12 protein-coding genes are annotated in these 14,171 nt (G+C 62.5%); 7 read left to right on the top strand and 5 right to left on the bottom strand.

What is annotated here, in order from left to right:
- Window positions 1-45: 45 nt before the first annotated feature.
- The 4 genes from ACP15W_RS20740 to ACP15W_RS20725 all read right to left on the bottom strand — a co-directional run bounded on the left by ACP15W_RS20740 (window position 46) and on the right by ACP15W_RS20725 (window position 2,458).
- The gene (locus ACP15W_RS20740; protein ID WP_424934771.1) at window positions 46-327 is read right to left on the bottom strand and encodes a hypothetical protein; all 282 of its coding nucleotides are present in this window, start codon (window positions 325-327) and stop codon (window positions 46-48) included.
- Window positions 328-459: 132 nt separating this feature from the next.
- On the bottom strand, window positions 460-1,110 hold the full coding sequence (locus ACP15W_RS20735) for a hypothetical protein (protein WP_424934770.1): 651 nt from the start codon (window positions 1,108-1,110) through the stop codon (window positions 460-462).
- Between the two features lie 134 nt (window positions 1,111-1,244).
- The gene (locus ACP15W_RS20730) at window positions 1,245-1,400 is read right to left on the bottom strand and encodes a hypothetical protein (RefSeq protein WP_424934769.1); all 156 of its coding nucleotides are present in this window, start codon (window positions 1,398-1,400) and stop codon (window positions 1,245-1,247) included.
- 305 nt (window positions 1,401-1,705) lie between these two features.
- Entirely contained in the window at window positions 1,706-2,458 is a 753-nt protein-coding gene (locus tag ACP15W_RS20725; RefSeq protein ID WP_424934768.1) for a DNA-binding protein, read from the bottom strand.
- Window positions 2,459-2,947: 489 nt separating this feature from the next.
- Between ACP15W_RS20725 and ACP15W_RS20720 the strand changes: the two genes are divergently transcribed.
- The gene (locus tag ACP15W_RS20720; RefSeq protein WP_424934767.1) at window positions 2,948-3,313 is read left to right on the top strand and encodes a helix-turn-helix domain-containing protein; all 366 of its coding nucleotides are present in this window, start codon (window positions 2,948-2,950) and stop codon (window positions 3,311-3,313) included.
- Complete coding sequence (locus ACP15W_RS20715; RefSeq protein WP_424934766.1) at window positions 3,313-4,560, top strand: type II toxin-antitoxin system HipA family toxin; 1,248 nt, start codon at window positions 3,313-3,315, stop codon at window positions 4,558-4,560. The genes ACP15W_RS20720 and ACP15W_RS20715 overlap by 1 nt, the downstream gene beginning before the upstream one ends.
- A gap of 388 nt (window positions 4,561-4,948) precedes the next feature.
- Here the strand turns inward: ACP15W_RS20715 and ACP15W_RS20710 are convergent, their stop codons facing one another.
- Window positions 4,949-6,658: a DNA-primase RepB domain-containing protein gene (locus ACP15W_RS20710; protein ID WP_424934765.1), complete on the bottom strand. Its 1,710-nt coding sequence runs from the start codon at window positions 6,656-6,658 to the stop codon at window positions 4,949-4,951.
- Between the two features lie 655 nt (window positions 6,659-7,313).
- Here ACP15W_RS20710 and ACP15W_RS20705 point away from each other — a divergent pair.
- From ACP15W_RS20705 to ACP15W_RS20685, 5 genes are all read left to right on the top strand, one after another.
- The gene (locus tag ACP15W_RS20705; protein WP_424934764.1) at window positions 7,314-7,610 is read left to right on the top strand and encodes a helix-turn-helix domain-containing protein; all 297 of its coding nucleotides are present in this window, start codon (window positions 7,314-7,316) and stop codon (window positions 7,608-7,610) included.
- 212 nt (window positions 7,611-7,822) lie between these two features.
- Entirely contained in the window at window positions 7,823-10,117 is a 2,295-nt protein-coding gene (locus tag ACP15W_RS20700; protein ID WP_424934763.1) for a hypothetical protein, read from the top strand.
- Window positions 10,110-11,582 (top strand): tyrosine-type recombinase/integrase, encoded by a 1,473-nt coding sequence (locus tag ACP15W_RS20695; protein ID WP_424934762.1) that lies wholly within the window; start codon window positions 10,110-10,112, stop codon window positions 11,580-11,582. Before ACP15W_RS20700 ends, ACP15W_RS20695 begins: the two co-directional genes overlap by 8 nt.
- A 964-nt stretch (window positions 11,583-12,546) precedes the next feature.
- Window positions 12,547-13,164 (top strand): hypothetical protein, encoded by a 618-nt coding sequence (locus ACP15W_RS20690; RefSeq protein ID WP_424934761.1) that lies wholly within the window; start codon window positions 12,547-12,549, stop codon window positions 13,162-13,164.
- A gap of 592 nt (window positions 13,165-13,756) precedes the next feature.
- A partial coding sequence (locus tag ACP15W_RS20685) for a transposase (RefSeq protein WP_424934760.1) occupies window positions 13,757-14,171 on the top strand: 415 nt, incomplete at its 3' end.

Genomic DNA, 14,171 nt, shown 5'->3' with positions numbered 1-14,171 from the left:
GACAGGATTGAGTGGCGGTTTCAACCGCCCATAGAGGCTAAAGCATCAGCTGTCGGTCTCGCCGGACGCGTCGTCGTCTGAGGCGGCGTCCGAAACTGTATCAGCCGGCCCCCCCTGCCCTTCGCGATCGACAAGGTCGAGCCGGATCGTGTGATACGACCCCCGGTGTTGCCGCCAGCTTTCCACCAGGCCGTGCAAGAGAGCGCTCTCCCGATCCGGGTAGATTCCACTCTCCACCAATGCGTCATACGCATCGAGGAGTCCGGTCGGCAGCTGCAGGGTGACAGTGACGAGCTCTCCTGGCCCGTCGTCTGGATGATCGCTCATTGCGATGTCCCTCTTGAAAACAACAGCGTCGTTGCTGTCGATCTCAAGATTGGCCAGTCGGGAAAATCCAAAGAGATTCCCCGGATTTCCGTTCGCTTCGGTTAACGGATCCTTGCGGGCGGATGATCCGGGCTAACCGGTCCGGTCGCCAGATGACCGTCCGCCCTTGCGCTCTTCGACCGGATCAGTTGGCAACATTGCCCGAAATGCGTCGAGCACGTCGGTCCGCTCCTCGAGGCGATTGTTCAGGCGCGTATTCTCTGACTCCATCCGGGCCAGCGCGTTCTGGAGTCTTGCAACCTTTTTATTCAGTGACTCGATTTTCGCCCGAGCATCATCGCGCTCGCCAGTGAGGTCATCGACACGCGCCTCGAGTGTCTCGATGATCGCCCGGTGCGATCTGAGGTCGGCTTTGGCTTCATCCAGCTCCTGTCGAAGCTCTGTTTCGATCATTTCGTGCTGGAGACCCGCGAGTCGCAGCAGTTCCGCCCTGATTTTATCGGCATGCTTGTGGATCTGGCAGGATACGGCCTCAGGGAGCTTCGCAATGCGCGCGGCGTTGCGATCCGCTTCGCGCTGATCCAGATAGCCGCGGACCTGCCGCTCCAGAGTCTCAGGGCGACCAGGTGAAACGTCGAACTCGGCCGCCATCATCTTTGCTATGGAGGCCACGGTCACTTCGAGACCGCGCTCTTCGAGAATTTCAATGCATCGTCCGGGGATCTCTGGATCGTAGGCAGTCTTGCGTCCCGCGGTTTTTCTGGCAGTCATATGCGTCTCCATTTGTCGAATGATTTGTCAAATACCATTTGTGACGAATCCACCTGCTCGATCAGGGTCTCAAGGAAATGGGTCCGTGCGCGGGGCAACAAAAAGCATCCAGCGCCCATGGTTGACATTCCCTTGCCACAAGACTCTCAGACCTCGTAACCGTTCCGGCGCATCCCGGCCTGGAAATCGCGTTCCAGCCTCGCATGCAGATCGGCGAGGCAGTTTATTCGCACCGCGATTGCCTCGCGCAGCAGGGTGTCAAGCCGCTCCGGGCCTTCCCCATGTGCAAGACTGCGCAACATCGCTGAGGCCAGTGATCCTTCCGGCGCCGTTTCGATACCGACCGCCTCTTCGTTCGGGTTGAGAAATGGCGCGAGCAGGGGAGGATGGAGATCGTCGAAATCGATCTTCTCCTCTTCCGTTTCCTGTCTCAGTGGCCGTCAGATCATCAGCTTGTCGAGCTTCACGGAACTGGTTCCTTTGATCGGTTGGTCGAGGGGCGTTGCGTGACCATGAACCGGATCCTTTCCGGAAACTCCGGGGCTCCTCGCAGCGGAGGGCCCAGCTGCCGGATCGCATCCGCTCGGTGATTGGATAATCTGACCTCCTACCGGCGTCTGCTGGTGGGAACAGATTTCCGACTGGCAGCGCTCACATTCCGAGCCAGTGCACGGCTGTATCGGGCGTGCTCTTCGGCAATGCGACGCTCGGTGTCCAGTTGCACGATACGCACTCTGGCGTCGGCATCGGCCTGGGCCTGAGCAGATGATTTCATGGCCTCATCACAGCGCCGCTCCGCATCTTTGCGGGCTGCACACTCATCTACCCATCGATCCACCGCGTCATCCATCCGCTTCTCAGCCGCTACGGTGCGCGCTTCCGCCTGCATCAGCCGGGACTGCAATATTTCCAGTTCCCTGGTCAGTTCGGCAGTCTTCTTTTCCTGGGCATCTGCGCGCGCCTCTGCTTCCGCGATCCGGATCTCAGCATCGGATCTGGCTTCGGCCTCAGCGTTGCGCGCGGCAGCGCGCTCACGTTCGAGCTCCTCTGCCATGCTCTGGCGAACCATACGAGCCGTGAGGCGTTCGGCCTCAACCTCCTCTTCCACAATGTGCTCGTGCGCGGCGATCACCGTCTTGAGCGCTGAGCGCATGGCTTGCGGGACAGGCAGATCGTCGAGCGCCGGGATTGTCCGCTTCCCTTGCTCAGATTTGTCCTTCTTCCAGGACTTGAGTTCAGCGGCGACATCATTGTTGTTCGCCTGCACGCGTTCCCGGACCTTTTCGATCGTCGGGTTAACACCCTCGGCCTCCAGGGCTTCCGCGGCGGCCGCCACCCGCGCTTTGAGATCGTTACTCATATTGATACCTGCTCGATACGATATGGTCGTATCCAATCGTATCGTATCTTGATTACCAATCCGTTGCCCGCGCGTCGCATGCGTCAGGCTCATTCTCAAGCCAGATCGACAGGATCGAACTGCAGAATTGCTGACGGACACCCCTGCCCCGGCACCGCCCTCCTTGGCCGTTCCGCCAGGGTGATCGCATATGCTCGTTGGAGCAAAGCGCATGCAAGCAGCCCCTGCCCGTCGCATGGCATCCAAAGACAACGGCTTGTGGCGCCGACTACACACTGTCCCGAATGCTGCCTCCATGGCCGATTGCGAAACCTCGTTGCGCCGGTGCCGCGATCGAGCGTGCCTACCCCTGCGCCTGAACTCAAAAGTTGATCATGAAGATAAGACCGACCACCAAGGGAACGCGACCCGCAGGCCAAACAGGTTGATCATTTTCAATCGGCCGCATATGACCTATTGTCAGATTACATAGGCCACAAAAGACCTACTATGTCAAACCTGCGAGCCCGAAGGGCCCTGACGGAACTCGGTGAGAATATCAAGCGCGCAAGGCTCGCGCGACGCCTTGCGCGGTTCGACCTCTCAGAACGCGCCGGCGTGTCCGAAAAGACGGTCCAGAGGTTGGAGAACGGCGACCCTGGCGTGGGGATTGGGAACCTCGCCGCGGTTCTGGCGGCATTGGGAGACCCCGATGCCCTCGCGCGGATCCTGCGGTTCGAAAACGATGCCGTGGCCCTCTCCCGGGCGATCGAGGCCCTCCCCAAGCGCGGCAAGACATTCGGCAGGCGCGGAAGTGCGCAGGCCGATAGGGGGCACGACATTTCGGACGATGACGATGAAGGAACCGGGTTCTGATGGCGCGCAGCTCCGGACAGAAGGTGGCCCGGGTTTGCCTCGGAGCCGCTCTCCTGTCGGTGGGCAGGCTTCGCTTCACGCATGATGACCGTCGGCAGCATGGCGAGTTCCAGTATCTCGAGACCTGGCTCGAGAACGCCCGCGCTTTTGCGCTGGCTCCAAACCTGCCACTGGGACGCGCGCCATTCTATGCGTCAATGGGATCCCAAGGCGATCAGCGCGACAGCCTGCCGGGTGTGTTTCAGGATGCTGCGCCGGATGCCTGGGGCCGACTGCTGCTGGAGCGCGTCCATGGTGCGGGTCTCACGGAGTTCGACATACTCACCCTGTCGGATGACGCGACGCGCCAGGGGGCTCTCCGGTTCACGCACGAAGATGGCGAGAGCATCAGCGGGCTTCGCGACCCGGTTCCGAAACTTCTGCAACTCGACGTGCTGCGTGAGGCCGCCGCCAGGATCGAGCAGCGCCGGGACATGTCGAACGAGGACCTGCGCCAGCTCGCGGGCGCCGGCGGTTCGATCGGTGGCGCCCGGCCGAAGGCGAATGTCGAAGATGGAGACACCCTCTGGATCGCGAAATTTACTGCCGTCGGGGACCAGAGTCCTGTCGAGCGGATCGAGGTCGCGACGCTGCATCTGGCGCGGGAATGCGGCCTGCGGGCGCCCGAGGCCCGACTGATGCTCGAGACCACCAACCACCCGGTTGCCCTGATCCGGCGTTTCGACCGGCGTGGGGCAACGCGGATCCCATATTTTTCGGCGCGCACCGCGCTCGATCGGTCCGGTGCAGACCGGGGGTCCTACACCGAAATCGCGGAAGTCCTCCGGGTGATCAGCAAGTCAGCCCGGGCGGATCTGCATGAACTCTGGGCGCGCATGGTGTTCAATGTGCTGGTCACGAACACCGACGATCATCTGAAGAACCATGGCTTCATCTACGCAGGCGATGGTCTTTGGCGCCTGTCCCCGCTGTTTGACGTGAACCCGCAACCTGAAAGGCACCGCTATCTCAAAACCGCCATCATGGAGGGTGAGCCTTTCTTGGCGTCGCTCGATCTTGCCCTGGCCGCGGCCGAGTTCTTCGGCTTGACGGAGGCCGAGGCCCGGATCCGGGCCCGTGACATGGCAATACGCATCGCGGAGCGGTGGAAGCCCCTGATGCGGCAGTTCGGCGTAAGAGGCGACGATCTGCAGTCCCTGGCCGCCGCATTCGAGCATGACGATGCGGAAGCTGCACGCGGTCATTGAGGTTCGGTGCTCTGATACCATGCCGTGGGACGCGATCATCGTGATATGAGCACGACCGATGCATCATGGAAAGGCAAACCAAAAAACGGAGCCGATCCATGGGCCTTGTCGGGAATTTCTTCGGCACACAACCTTGGCTTGGCTGGCCTGATCACAAAGCATGTGATCAGCCTCTGGCATTGCACAGTAATCCCCCCTGCCCGCCCCTCCTGTCGACGAGCGGTCCCTGAAACCCGACATGACGACGCTGTCCAGGCCCTGGACGGCAATCCCAGAGATCCCCGGATCGGACAAGACCAGCAATCCATTGTCTGCGCCGCGTGATGGAAAGGCCAAGCAGAATGTGCGCAACCTTTGCCGCCATTTCCCATTCGGGTTCCGGCCTGCGCTACGGCAGGCCGGGCCGGGACAGAGTCCTTGTGTGACCTGTGCTCGTGCACAAGGGAGATACGCCCAGAGCAGGTGAAATCCAGAACACACTTGCACTCGAGTGATCCACACATTGGCAACAGGCGCTGAATTGCCCGTACCGGCCGTGCTCACTCATGCCGGCACCAGGAGCGTCTTCCGGGCCTCTCGGTGCCGGAAATTCCAGATGAACCTCGTCTCCGACCGGCAACTGCGGTCCCGTTTGCTCGATCTCCGGGCTTTTCGGGCCGTCTGCCGGTCTGGCGGGGCTGGTCTGGATTTCTCTGTTTCCGCTTCCAGGTAAGCTCCGCTCCGGGCCTTCGGCTGGCCCAAAGGCCCCCTGTTGCGGGACCGGACCTGTCCGCGCCTCGTCTGGGGCTGAAACATTCGCCGAATTGGCCTCATCTTCGGTCGGAAATTTGTTCAAGCCGCGCTTGTACCAAGTTGATTTGGAGATGCCGAGTGCGGCCCAGGGCTGCTTCTTCGAAATGCTTTTGTTCTCCAGATACTCTTCTCGGCTTTGACCGCCCCTGGCCTTGCGGCGTTCACGTCGCCTCGCATTTCGCCGGTCGCGGCGCAGGTCCGGAGGTATGATTTGCTCAAGGTTCAGCGCTTCGGCCATGGCGCGATCGACCCCGAGCCGTTCGGCCATCCGGTCTCCGGAATAATGCAGTCTTGAATCTCCTGCTGGCCCCCTGAAGGAGACGGGAGCTGCCTCTGCTCGCCTGACGGCTGCCTTTATCGTCGCCTTCACCTCTGCACAGGGAAGCCCTGGCACCCCCTGCGCCGCAAAGCGGCTCGCCTCCGCATCGACTTCCTCCGCCGGCAGCATGAAGCCGAGAGCCGTTGCCACAAGATGCAGCCAGTGGTTTCGGACTCCCTCGGGGACTTCGCCGCCCCAGGCGAGCCGGAGCCGTTCGAGATCCCGCAACACGGCCGCGAAGCGGGCGGCTGGCGGCAGGCCCCGGACCGTCTCCGAACTCTTCTTGTCCTTCCTACCCTGGCGGCGGGCGGAGAGTTCGGTGCGGGTCGGTCTTCCCGCGAGCTTGTAGATCCGGTCAGCGAGGTCGTCGAAAGCTTGTCGGCATCCATTGCCCCGAACGACCGAAACAAGACGATCTGATTTCTCATTCACCGTTCCCGGGATCCGCAGGACACGCGCCGCATCGCAGCAGGCCGGGTCGGCGCCGAGCGGCGCAAGCATCTCGACCAGACAACGCTGCGCGGCCTGCCAACGCCGGAGAGCCTGACCCGGCAACGGATCGATGAACCAGAGCGCATAGAGGCCCCTGCCCGAGTCGATCATGACAGAGGGATTGGGAAGTCCATTGGCGTTGATCCGGCGGCTGACTTCCTCGACCAGATCGTCCCGCGCAAGCGATGCGAGTTCGGGGCGCCGATAGGTGTCGAGATCCGCGTAAAGGCAGGTCAGTTGCGCCACGGGACGGTCACCGCCGCGCGGACCGGCATATCGGGTGACGCAGAAATAGCTCGTCGTCATGACCCAGGTGTCGAGCACCGGATAGACCTCTTCTGCGGGAAAGCACCGGGCGTAGTTCTTGTCCGGTGTCTTCATGAGAAGAGAGACCTTTCCGCGCGATCCAGGCGGATGGAGCGCGCGCAGAAAGCCCTCCGGGCTCTGTAGATCTGTCTTCTCGAACTGGTTTATCGATGGGTTTTTCGTGTCCATGAACCGGACGTCGGTTCATCCAAGTCGACACGGAAATTTCCGGACTCAAGGTTCGTAAACCTGGGAAAAGGCGACGCACAGATCCCCCGCCTGGCGCCATTCGCGAACCAGACCCCCCTGATGTTTTTGAGCAATGCCCACCGAGGCTCATGTCCTGCCCGAAAGGAATTCAGGACATGCGAAATCCAAACACGGCCAGCGTTGCCGAAATCGCGAGGCCCTGGAACATGACGGGCGACACCGTCAGGAAGCTCCTCAAGGCCGCGGGGGTGGGACCCGTGTCTTCAGGGCCTGATCGCTATCGGTGGACGGCAGTCCGGAGTCTGGAAGGCGCCGATTGGGTCGCCTCCTCGGATCAGGCGGCATTGAAGGCGCCGCTGAAAAAAGTTCACGGAACTCGACGAAATGTTCTCAGGTGAACCCGTCCGCACCATGACTGACAAGACCGTGAAGGAGAAGATCCGGGCGATCGTGCTCCGATCCGGGATCTGATGGCCCAGGACCGCACCTGACCATGACCCGGGACCCGGTGCGCTGTCTACCAGAATGCGCCTCCGGTCTGGCCATGTCTGGTTCCATCTTGTCGACTGCATTTTGGAGCGCCCCGATCGGGGCGTAGGTCCCCTCGAGACAAATCAATCGAGCAGGACACACCATGATCACACCACCCGACGAAACCTATTCTACGGCAGAAGCCGCGGCGATCCTCAGCGTCTCCGAGCGGCAGTGCGGACGTTACCTCGACGCCGGGTTGATCCGGGCGCAACGGCCCAATGGGCGCTGGCGCGTCACCGCGCTGGCACTCTGGCGTTACCGCGGGATCGAAGGGGAGATGATGCGGCTATGGCTCGACTATTGCCACGAGGCTGCAGCCCAGACCCTGGCCGATCCGACTGCCCCGGAGGCGCCGGATCAGGCGACTCAGGAAGATGACACGAATCCAAAGGCTTAACTCTTCGGGGGAGGTGGAGAGGTCTTCACGGCGTTGGCGTGAGGACCCCCCGATATCCCCGGATGTCCGCGGATGTCGCCCCAGGACGGGCGGTGTCCGCCAGGGTCGCCGGATGGCCGCCCCCGACAGGAAATCCCGGGTCCCGATCCCGGTGCCTTTCCAGATGAAGCCACCGGGATCGAAACCCGGATCAGACAGAAAGAGACAGAGACATGAAACACGCAACGGACTTCACCCCAGTCGACCTTTCGACCGATGCCCCGGGTGACACCGCCGACCTGATCGCCTGTGTCCGGCTGACGCCGATGGCGGCCAGCACCCGTATTGCCACCATCGACTCCATGCGGCAGGTCCGCAACGCTCTGACAGGTGGTCCAGACTGCCCGGTGACCGAGCTGATGAACGTGCTTGTGACAGATGATCCGGCCCTGAAGGCCGCGATCGACCGACGCTGGACACAGGTCTGCTTGGATCTCCGACGCGCCTTCCGCGCCTGGGAGAACGTCCCCCGGCGCCACCTCGCCATGCGGATCCGCACCAACCTGCCGAGCCTGGAGGACGCCAAACAGGCGATCGCCCTCGAAGCCCCGGAAGATGTGGCGACGCGCTGCGCGGACGCCATCGACCAGCTGGCTGCTGCACAAGGCACGACGGCGGATCAACTGACTGCCACGGCGCATGTCATCGAGCCGCTGTTGCGGGCCGCAACGCCGGAAACTTTCGGGGTGCAGACGCCGAAGAGCCTGCAGAACAAGCGGGCCGTGATCCGGCGCGCGGTCAAGCTGGTCGATCCGACCACGGTCTCGGGACGCAAGGCCGATCTCGTCGGCCTGCCGCCAGTGTGGATGACCTGGCTGGACCGGCTCGAGACGGCCCTGCCCGACTCGGCGCTCAGCAGTCTTGCAATCCTGCGGCGCCTTGCCATCACCGCCGATCGCGCCGGCTTTGATCCGGCCACCCTGCCCGCCGATCTTGTCGCCGAATGCGTCGACCGGGAACTGGCCACCCACGCCGACAATTACGCAGAAAAGCTCCGCGCGGCGTTCCGGTGTTGGAACAGCCTCGCCGAGGTGGAGAAGTGTGCCGTTCTTCTCGACCTGCCGGCGACGAAATCCCGCCGGCAGCCCGCCATCGCCTGGATCTCGGTGCCGGAGGCCATCCGCGCGCCCGTCGACGAGGTGCTGTCGCGCGCGGTCTCGGTTCGTGACCCGGGCGACTGGGACGACCTGGTCGACGGTGCCGATGAGGAAGATGCCGAGCTTGGCATGGCCAACATCCTGATCGGGGTCGGCGAGGATGCCGCAACGGACGACAGCGCACCGGTCCTCGAGCTCGGGACCCATCGCAACTGGCGCGACGCGGTCAAGCGCACCTGGGCGGCGGCCAACGCCGATCCCAAGGTCATGCCCAAGCCCTCAGCGCTCATCGACCTCTACCGTCCCGAGGTCGTGGCGGCCCTGGTGCGTGGCGTCAGAACCACCCGGCGCGACAGTCATGAGGCACAGGGCCTGGCGTTCGACCCCCGCGAAAAGGCTCGCTATGAACACAGCCTCGTCGAGGCGCTCTGTGCCGTCGGGCGCGCGACGGGGATCGATCCGGACATTCTCGAGCCGGTCGAGCGGATCAAGCAGAACATCGACCCGCACATCGTCGGCTGGGCGCGCAATCCCGACGGCGGGCGCAAGGCCGTCTACGCCGATCGCCAGATCGGCAAGCGCCATGCCACCATGCTGCGGCAGTTCAACGAAACCTCCGCGCTGCGGCGGTGGTTCGAGGCCCCGGACACCCTCTGGCATGAAGCCACACGACCAATCAGGACAGGTGGCACGATCCGCATCTCTCATGCCGCCCTGGCGCGCTCGGCACTGGTGGCCCGGATCGGCCAATGCGTCGCCCCGCTGCGGCGGAGCAATTATGCCCGGCTGCGCTACCGCGGGGATGATCCGCATCTGCAGCTGCCTGTGGGGAATGGTCCGGGCTGGCTGATCATTCCACCGATCGAGACCAAGACACTCAAGCAGATCAAGGTCCGGATCGATCCTGAAACCGTGCGGATGATCAAGCTCTACATCGAGAAGTTCCTGCCCGTCGCCCAGAAGCATGCCAAGGCGCGCGACGACAATCCACACCTGTTTCCGGGAGCGGATGGTCAGAAGCCGGGAGACGGCGGCTACGCGCCCGGGACGGGCTATCTCACCAAGGGCAAACTCAACGGCACGTTCAGAAAGCATGTGCGCAAATACTGCGGCCTGAAGATGTGTCTCCACGTGATGCGCCACATTTGCGGCAAGGTCATCCTCGATCAGGATCCGTCCGCGATGGCCCTCGTCCAGGCCCTGCTCGGTCACAAGACGATCAAGACCACGCAAAGCTACTACGCCGAGGTCTGCGGGATCGTGGCCCAGACCCGCTATCTGCACCTGCTCCAGCAGGGCATGCGTCAAGTCTACGCGCAGCACAGCTACAAGTTCATCCCGTGGAAAAAGGAGGCCAGACGACATGGCTAAGCACCGCATCAGCCTGCCACCGGCCGAATGGCCGGTGGAGATCCGCGACCGCTTTGAGGCCCACGCGGATCGATTGGGCGTCCACCAGCACCGCCGCCTGTCCCTCTGCCTCGGCCGCTGGCTCAAGGCGGCGAGGGACGAAGGCGTGCCGCCGAACCACGTCACAGCGAATCTGTGGCATGCGCGCACCTCCAGTTTTCGCAAGGACGCGCGCAATGCCCTGCGCCAGGCGGTGGTGCTGGTCTACCCGGAGGCCCGGGCAATCCTGTTCGCGCGGGAGGCGCCCAAGCTGCGCAGCAAGCGCGCGAAACTCGCGGCGCTGATCGAGCGCAACCTCGCCCGGTGGCCGGAGGATTGGCGCACGACTGCCGCGCCGATGCTTCATATCGATCCCGATGAACTCAGCGACGGTATCCTGATCCAGGCTTGGTCGCCCCAGACCGTCAAGGGACGCGTGCAATATCTCTCGACGCATTTTGCGTTCTGCCGCAAGAACGGGCTGTCTCCCGACGTCACGCGCCAGTCCGTCCGGGCCAACCTTCGGGACCGCCAGACACGCTGCACGGCGGGCGATTTGCGGATCGGCGGTGCGCTTGTCTATCTCGACCAGCTGTGCGGGATCGCATCCGCCATCCGGCCCGATCGGGACTGGAAATGGTTGCGGAAGACACGGGACCGAATGAAGAAGATCGCCAGGCACCACCCTTCCCGCAATGACAGCCGCATCGTCGAGATCCCCGAGTTGCGCGACGCGGCTCTCAAGGAACTTGCTGCGGCAGACAAGCGGCAGACTCAGGCGATGAACCATCGGCAACGTGTCGCGGCCCATACGAGAGCGCGCACGGCCCTCGCCATGCTGCTCCTGTCAGAGGCGCCGGTTCGCATCGAGAGCGCCGCGAATATCGCGACAGACCGGCACCTCTCGGAAGATGGGCGAACCGTGACCTTGCAGGCGCACGAGACCAAGGAACGCGCGATGGACACGCGCCAGCTCTCGGACGAGGCCGTGGCGGCCATCAGGCACTTCGTCAGCCATCACCGGGCCGTGGTCGCGCCCCTTGGCGAAACGCGGCTCTTTCTCGCCGACGATGGCGCGCCCCTGAGCGCTGCCCATCTGTCGCGCACCATCGGGGATCATTGCAAGGAGGTGTTCGACAAACGCACCACGGCGCATCCCATCCGCAACTCGGTCGCCAGCTACATCCTGAGCGAGGCCCCGGAGGAGGCGGGACTGGCGAGCCTCATCCTGCACCATTCGGACCCGGAGACGACCAACGCCTACACGGCGACGGCCCATCAGGTCATTGCCGGCAACAGGCTGCGCGAGAGCCGGGCGGATGCCGCGACATCCGTCGGCGCTCTTGCCAGGCCCCGGCGCATGCAGTCATCGAAGAAGAAACCACGGTCCCTCCGGGCGGAACTGGCCCGGAGACGAAAGCCAGGAAGGCCATCGCAACAGAGGTGACAGGAGCGCGCTGAACCGCCCCTGCCCCGTCGTGGTCCTGAATTGGGCAGACGGCTGCGCGGTGCATGCCGGTTAATTCGCCGCCCCTGGGTTCCCCGATCCCCCGGGCATTCGGCGCGACGAATTCGGTGCCGTTCCGCAGTTCACGACGACGGAACTCGAGGCGCTCGATCGGCTGACCGAGCGGGAGGGCATTCCGCATCCGTCTGCCATGAGCCTACGGATCTGCCTGAATAGGCTTGCGGACGATGGTCTTCTGGAGCCAGGGTCCAGTTCCGATGAAGGCAATCAGGTATCAGTCGGCAAATGAGCGTCCGTCCTGCCCGGGACGTCTGGGGTCTGGCCATGTGTCCGTTACGAGTCTGCCGCATCCGGCTCGGTAGCGACCCTCTTTCTGCGGGCCGCGCCTTTGTGTCGGAGGCATATGCCACAAGGGGGAGGATCTGCCAGCGGATCCTCCGTCACAATCCGTGTGGGCATGGACGACTCCAGAAACCATATAGGCCAGGCTTTGGGCAACTCTGCGGCCCTGTCTTCGGGTGAACGCGTCAAGCGACACCCTTTCCTCCGCGATTTGATCTCACCGGACTGGGGCGTATATGCCTCCGGCATGGGAGCGAGGCACTTAAGGCCATCGTCTCGGCCAGGCCTGCGTACGAACGCAGGCCTGCACATCAGGAAAGCGCCGACACTTGTCGCCCGTATGCGCGCATTGCACGTATCCAGAAGCGACATGCTTGCCGACGGAAGCCTTGGGGGTGTGCAGGGGATCGGTTCACCGAACTGATCAGCCGACCCCGGCAGAACCGCAAATTCTGAATGCGGCAATGTTCCGTTTACCAACTCGTAAATAGGTAGTGGGTCTTGGATTTTCGTCGAGAAGTCCAAGGACCCAATTGTTGTTTGCGATCGCGAGTCGGCCCTGCGGCTGCCCGCACATTTAACACACTATAAGGAACTAACCATGTCCATCACGATCACCAAACCGCTCGACACGAAAATTGCACCTTCCTACATCACCTCCGGGTGCTGGGGCACCATCGCCAATTGGCTGGAAGAAATTTCCACTGCGACAGACGGGGCGCTGGTTGGTGTCGATATTTTCCACAAGAACGGGTTCGATGATCCGGACGAGGCAGAGGTTTGCGTAGGATACGCCGCTCGCTCCGGCCAGTTCTATGCTACCACCCAGCAGTTTAGCGCAGAGGCCGTCAGGATCTATCGTCTGGTCTATAACTGGGTGTTCGACTCGCGCTTGCTGACGAGTGAGGTCTTTGAGGCGCTCGACTGGAACGCAAGCGTAGTGGGCTGGGACGAGGATGATCTCCTCGCAGATTTCTATACGTTGGTGACGCGCAACTTCACGATTGCCTACACCTACGATCGCACACTCCCGTTTTCAGAATCTGCCTCGACGGTGTGTGCCACACTCGTGCTGCACGATCGCCTCAGTGCCGCGAACGCACCCATCCTCCTTCAGAGCCTCAACGCTTGTCTGGCTGAGCTCACCTCCGTGCACGACGTTCTGAAGAATGTCCGGTTCCAGGTTCCAACCTTGAGCGAGATCCTTGCCGCTTCATAGGCGAGGCCGGGAGAGATCCCGCTCGCCTGGCCAGTCTCTTCCTCAAAGATCGCCAAGATGCTGTCAGTTGGCCGCCTCGCGGCCAACTGTTCGTTCAGGCGCATGAGCACGGCCTGTAAGGTTATTCGCACCGCAGTTGTATCGTGACGCCCGGATCCTGCTGGGACAGTTGTCCTGACGCGGCATGCAGTTGCATCCCTGCCGGAAGCGCTTTCGGAGCAATATAAGAACTTATGGCCAGGCGCTCTCTTCCTGCATCCTTTCCCCTGATCGCTTCGCTGGCGCCGAGGGCGTCCCGACCCTGATCGATGCATCGCGGGCCAGCATCGCCCAGACCTAGGAAGCCCAGGTGGACACCCCCGGAAACCAGGGCTGAGAGCCGAATTGGCATCTCCTGCGTATGCGGACCGATCGTTTCGCATAACCCGTGACTGTCTGTCGTCAGATAATTTGGGGCGCTTGAGGTGTTTCCAGACAGGAGGCTCTGGTTCACCGCTGGTTGATGTTATGCGTTTTCAGTTTCGTGGCGCGGCACATTCTAAACTCGGTTGCGACATCTCCACTATCCTGCACGGAAACAGGAGGTTGAGACATGGCGCATCGAGAGCTGACTTTGGAGGAACGCCGGCGGATCGAGAAGATGCTGATCGTGAGAACGCCGATTTCGGTGATTGCAGTGCGGCTCGGACGACACCGCTCGTCGATCTATCGGGAGATCCGGCGGAACCGCTACGAGGATGCCGAGCTTCCGAACCTGAACGGCTATTTCGGACTGCTGGCGCAGAAGACGGCTACCGGGCGGCGACGCACGCGGCGCAAGCTGATCCGGATGCCGGAGTTGCGCGCTGCCGTTGAAGCTCAACTTCAAGCTGGCTGGTCACCCGAGCAGATCGCCGGTCGGCTTCGATTTGAAGGCGGCTCATCATACGTCTGCCACGAAACGATCTATGCCCATGTCTACACCCAGAGCGAAGAACTCGCCCGGTGGCTTCCGCGCAGGCAGCGCA

This window comes from Amaricoccus macauensis (genome assembly GCF_049800915.1).
GTDB classification, from domain to species: domain Bacteria; phylum Pseudomonadota; class Alphaproteobacteria; order Rhodobacterales; family Rhodobacteraceae; genus Amaricoccus; species Amaricoccus macauensis_A.
The sequence above is the reverse complement of the archived record's forward strand: the minus strand, read 5'-3'. Positions and strand labels throughout refer to the sequence as shown.

Coding starts and splice junctions, on each gene's coding strand:
- ACP15W_RS20740 (WP_424934771.1), bottom strand. CDS start 327: ATGAGCGATCATCCAGACGACGGGCCAGGAGAGCTCGTCACTGTCACC.
- ACP15W_RS20735 (WP_424934770.1), bottom strand. CDS start 1,110: ATGGAGACGCATATGACTGCCAGAAAAACCGCGGGACGCAAGACTGCC.
- ACP15W_RS20730 (WP_424934769.1), bottom strand. CDS start 1,400: ATGTTGCGCAGTCTTGCACATGGGGAAGGCCCGGAGCGGCTTGACACC.
- ACP15W_RS20725 (WP_424934768.1), bottom strand. CDS start 2,458: ATGAGTAACGATCTCAAAGCGCGGGTGGCGGCCGCCGCGGAAGCCCTG.
- ACP15W_RS20720 (WP_424934767.1), top strand. CDS start 2,948: ATGTCAAACCTGCGAGCCCGAAGGGCCCTGACGGAACTCGGTGAGAAT.
- ACP15W_RS20715 (WP_424934766.1), top strand. CDS start 3,313: ATGGCGCGCAGCTCCGGACAGAAGGTGGCCCGGGTTTGCCTCGGAGCC.
- ACP15W_RS20710 (WP_424934765.1), bottom strand. CDS start 6,658: ATGGACACGAAAAACCCATCGATAAACCAGTTCGAGAAGACAGATCTA.
- ACP15W_RS20705 (WP_424934764.1), top strand. CDS start 7,314: ATGATCACACCACCCGACGAAACCTATTCTACGGCAGAAGCCGCGGCG.
- ACP15W_RS20700 (WP_424934763.1), top strand. CDS start 7,823: ATGAAACACGCAACGGACTTCACCCCAGTCGACCTTTCGACCGATGCC.
- ACP15W_RS20695 (WP_424934762.1), top strand. CDS start 10,110: ATGGCTAAGCACCGCATCAGCCTGCCACCGGCCGAATGGCCGGTGGAG.
- ACP15W_RS20690 (WP_424934761.1), top strand. CDS start 12,547: ATGTCCATCACGATCACCAAACCGCTCGACACGAAAATTGCACCTTCC.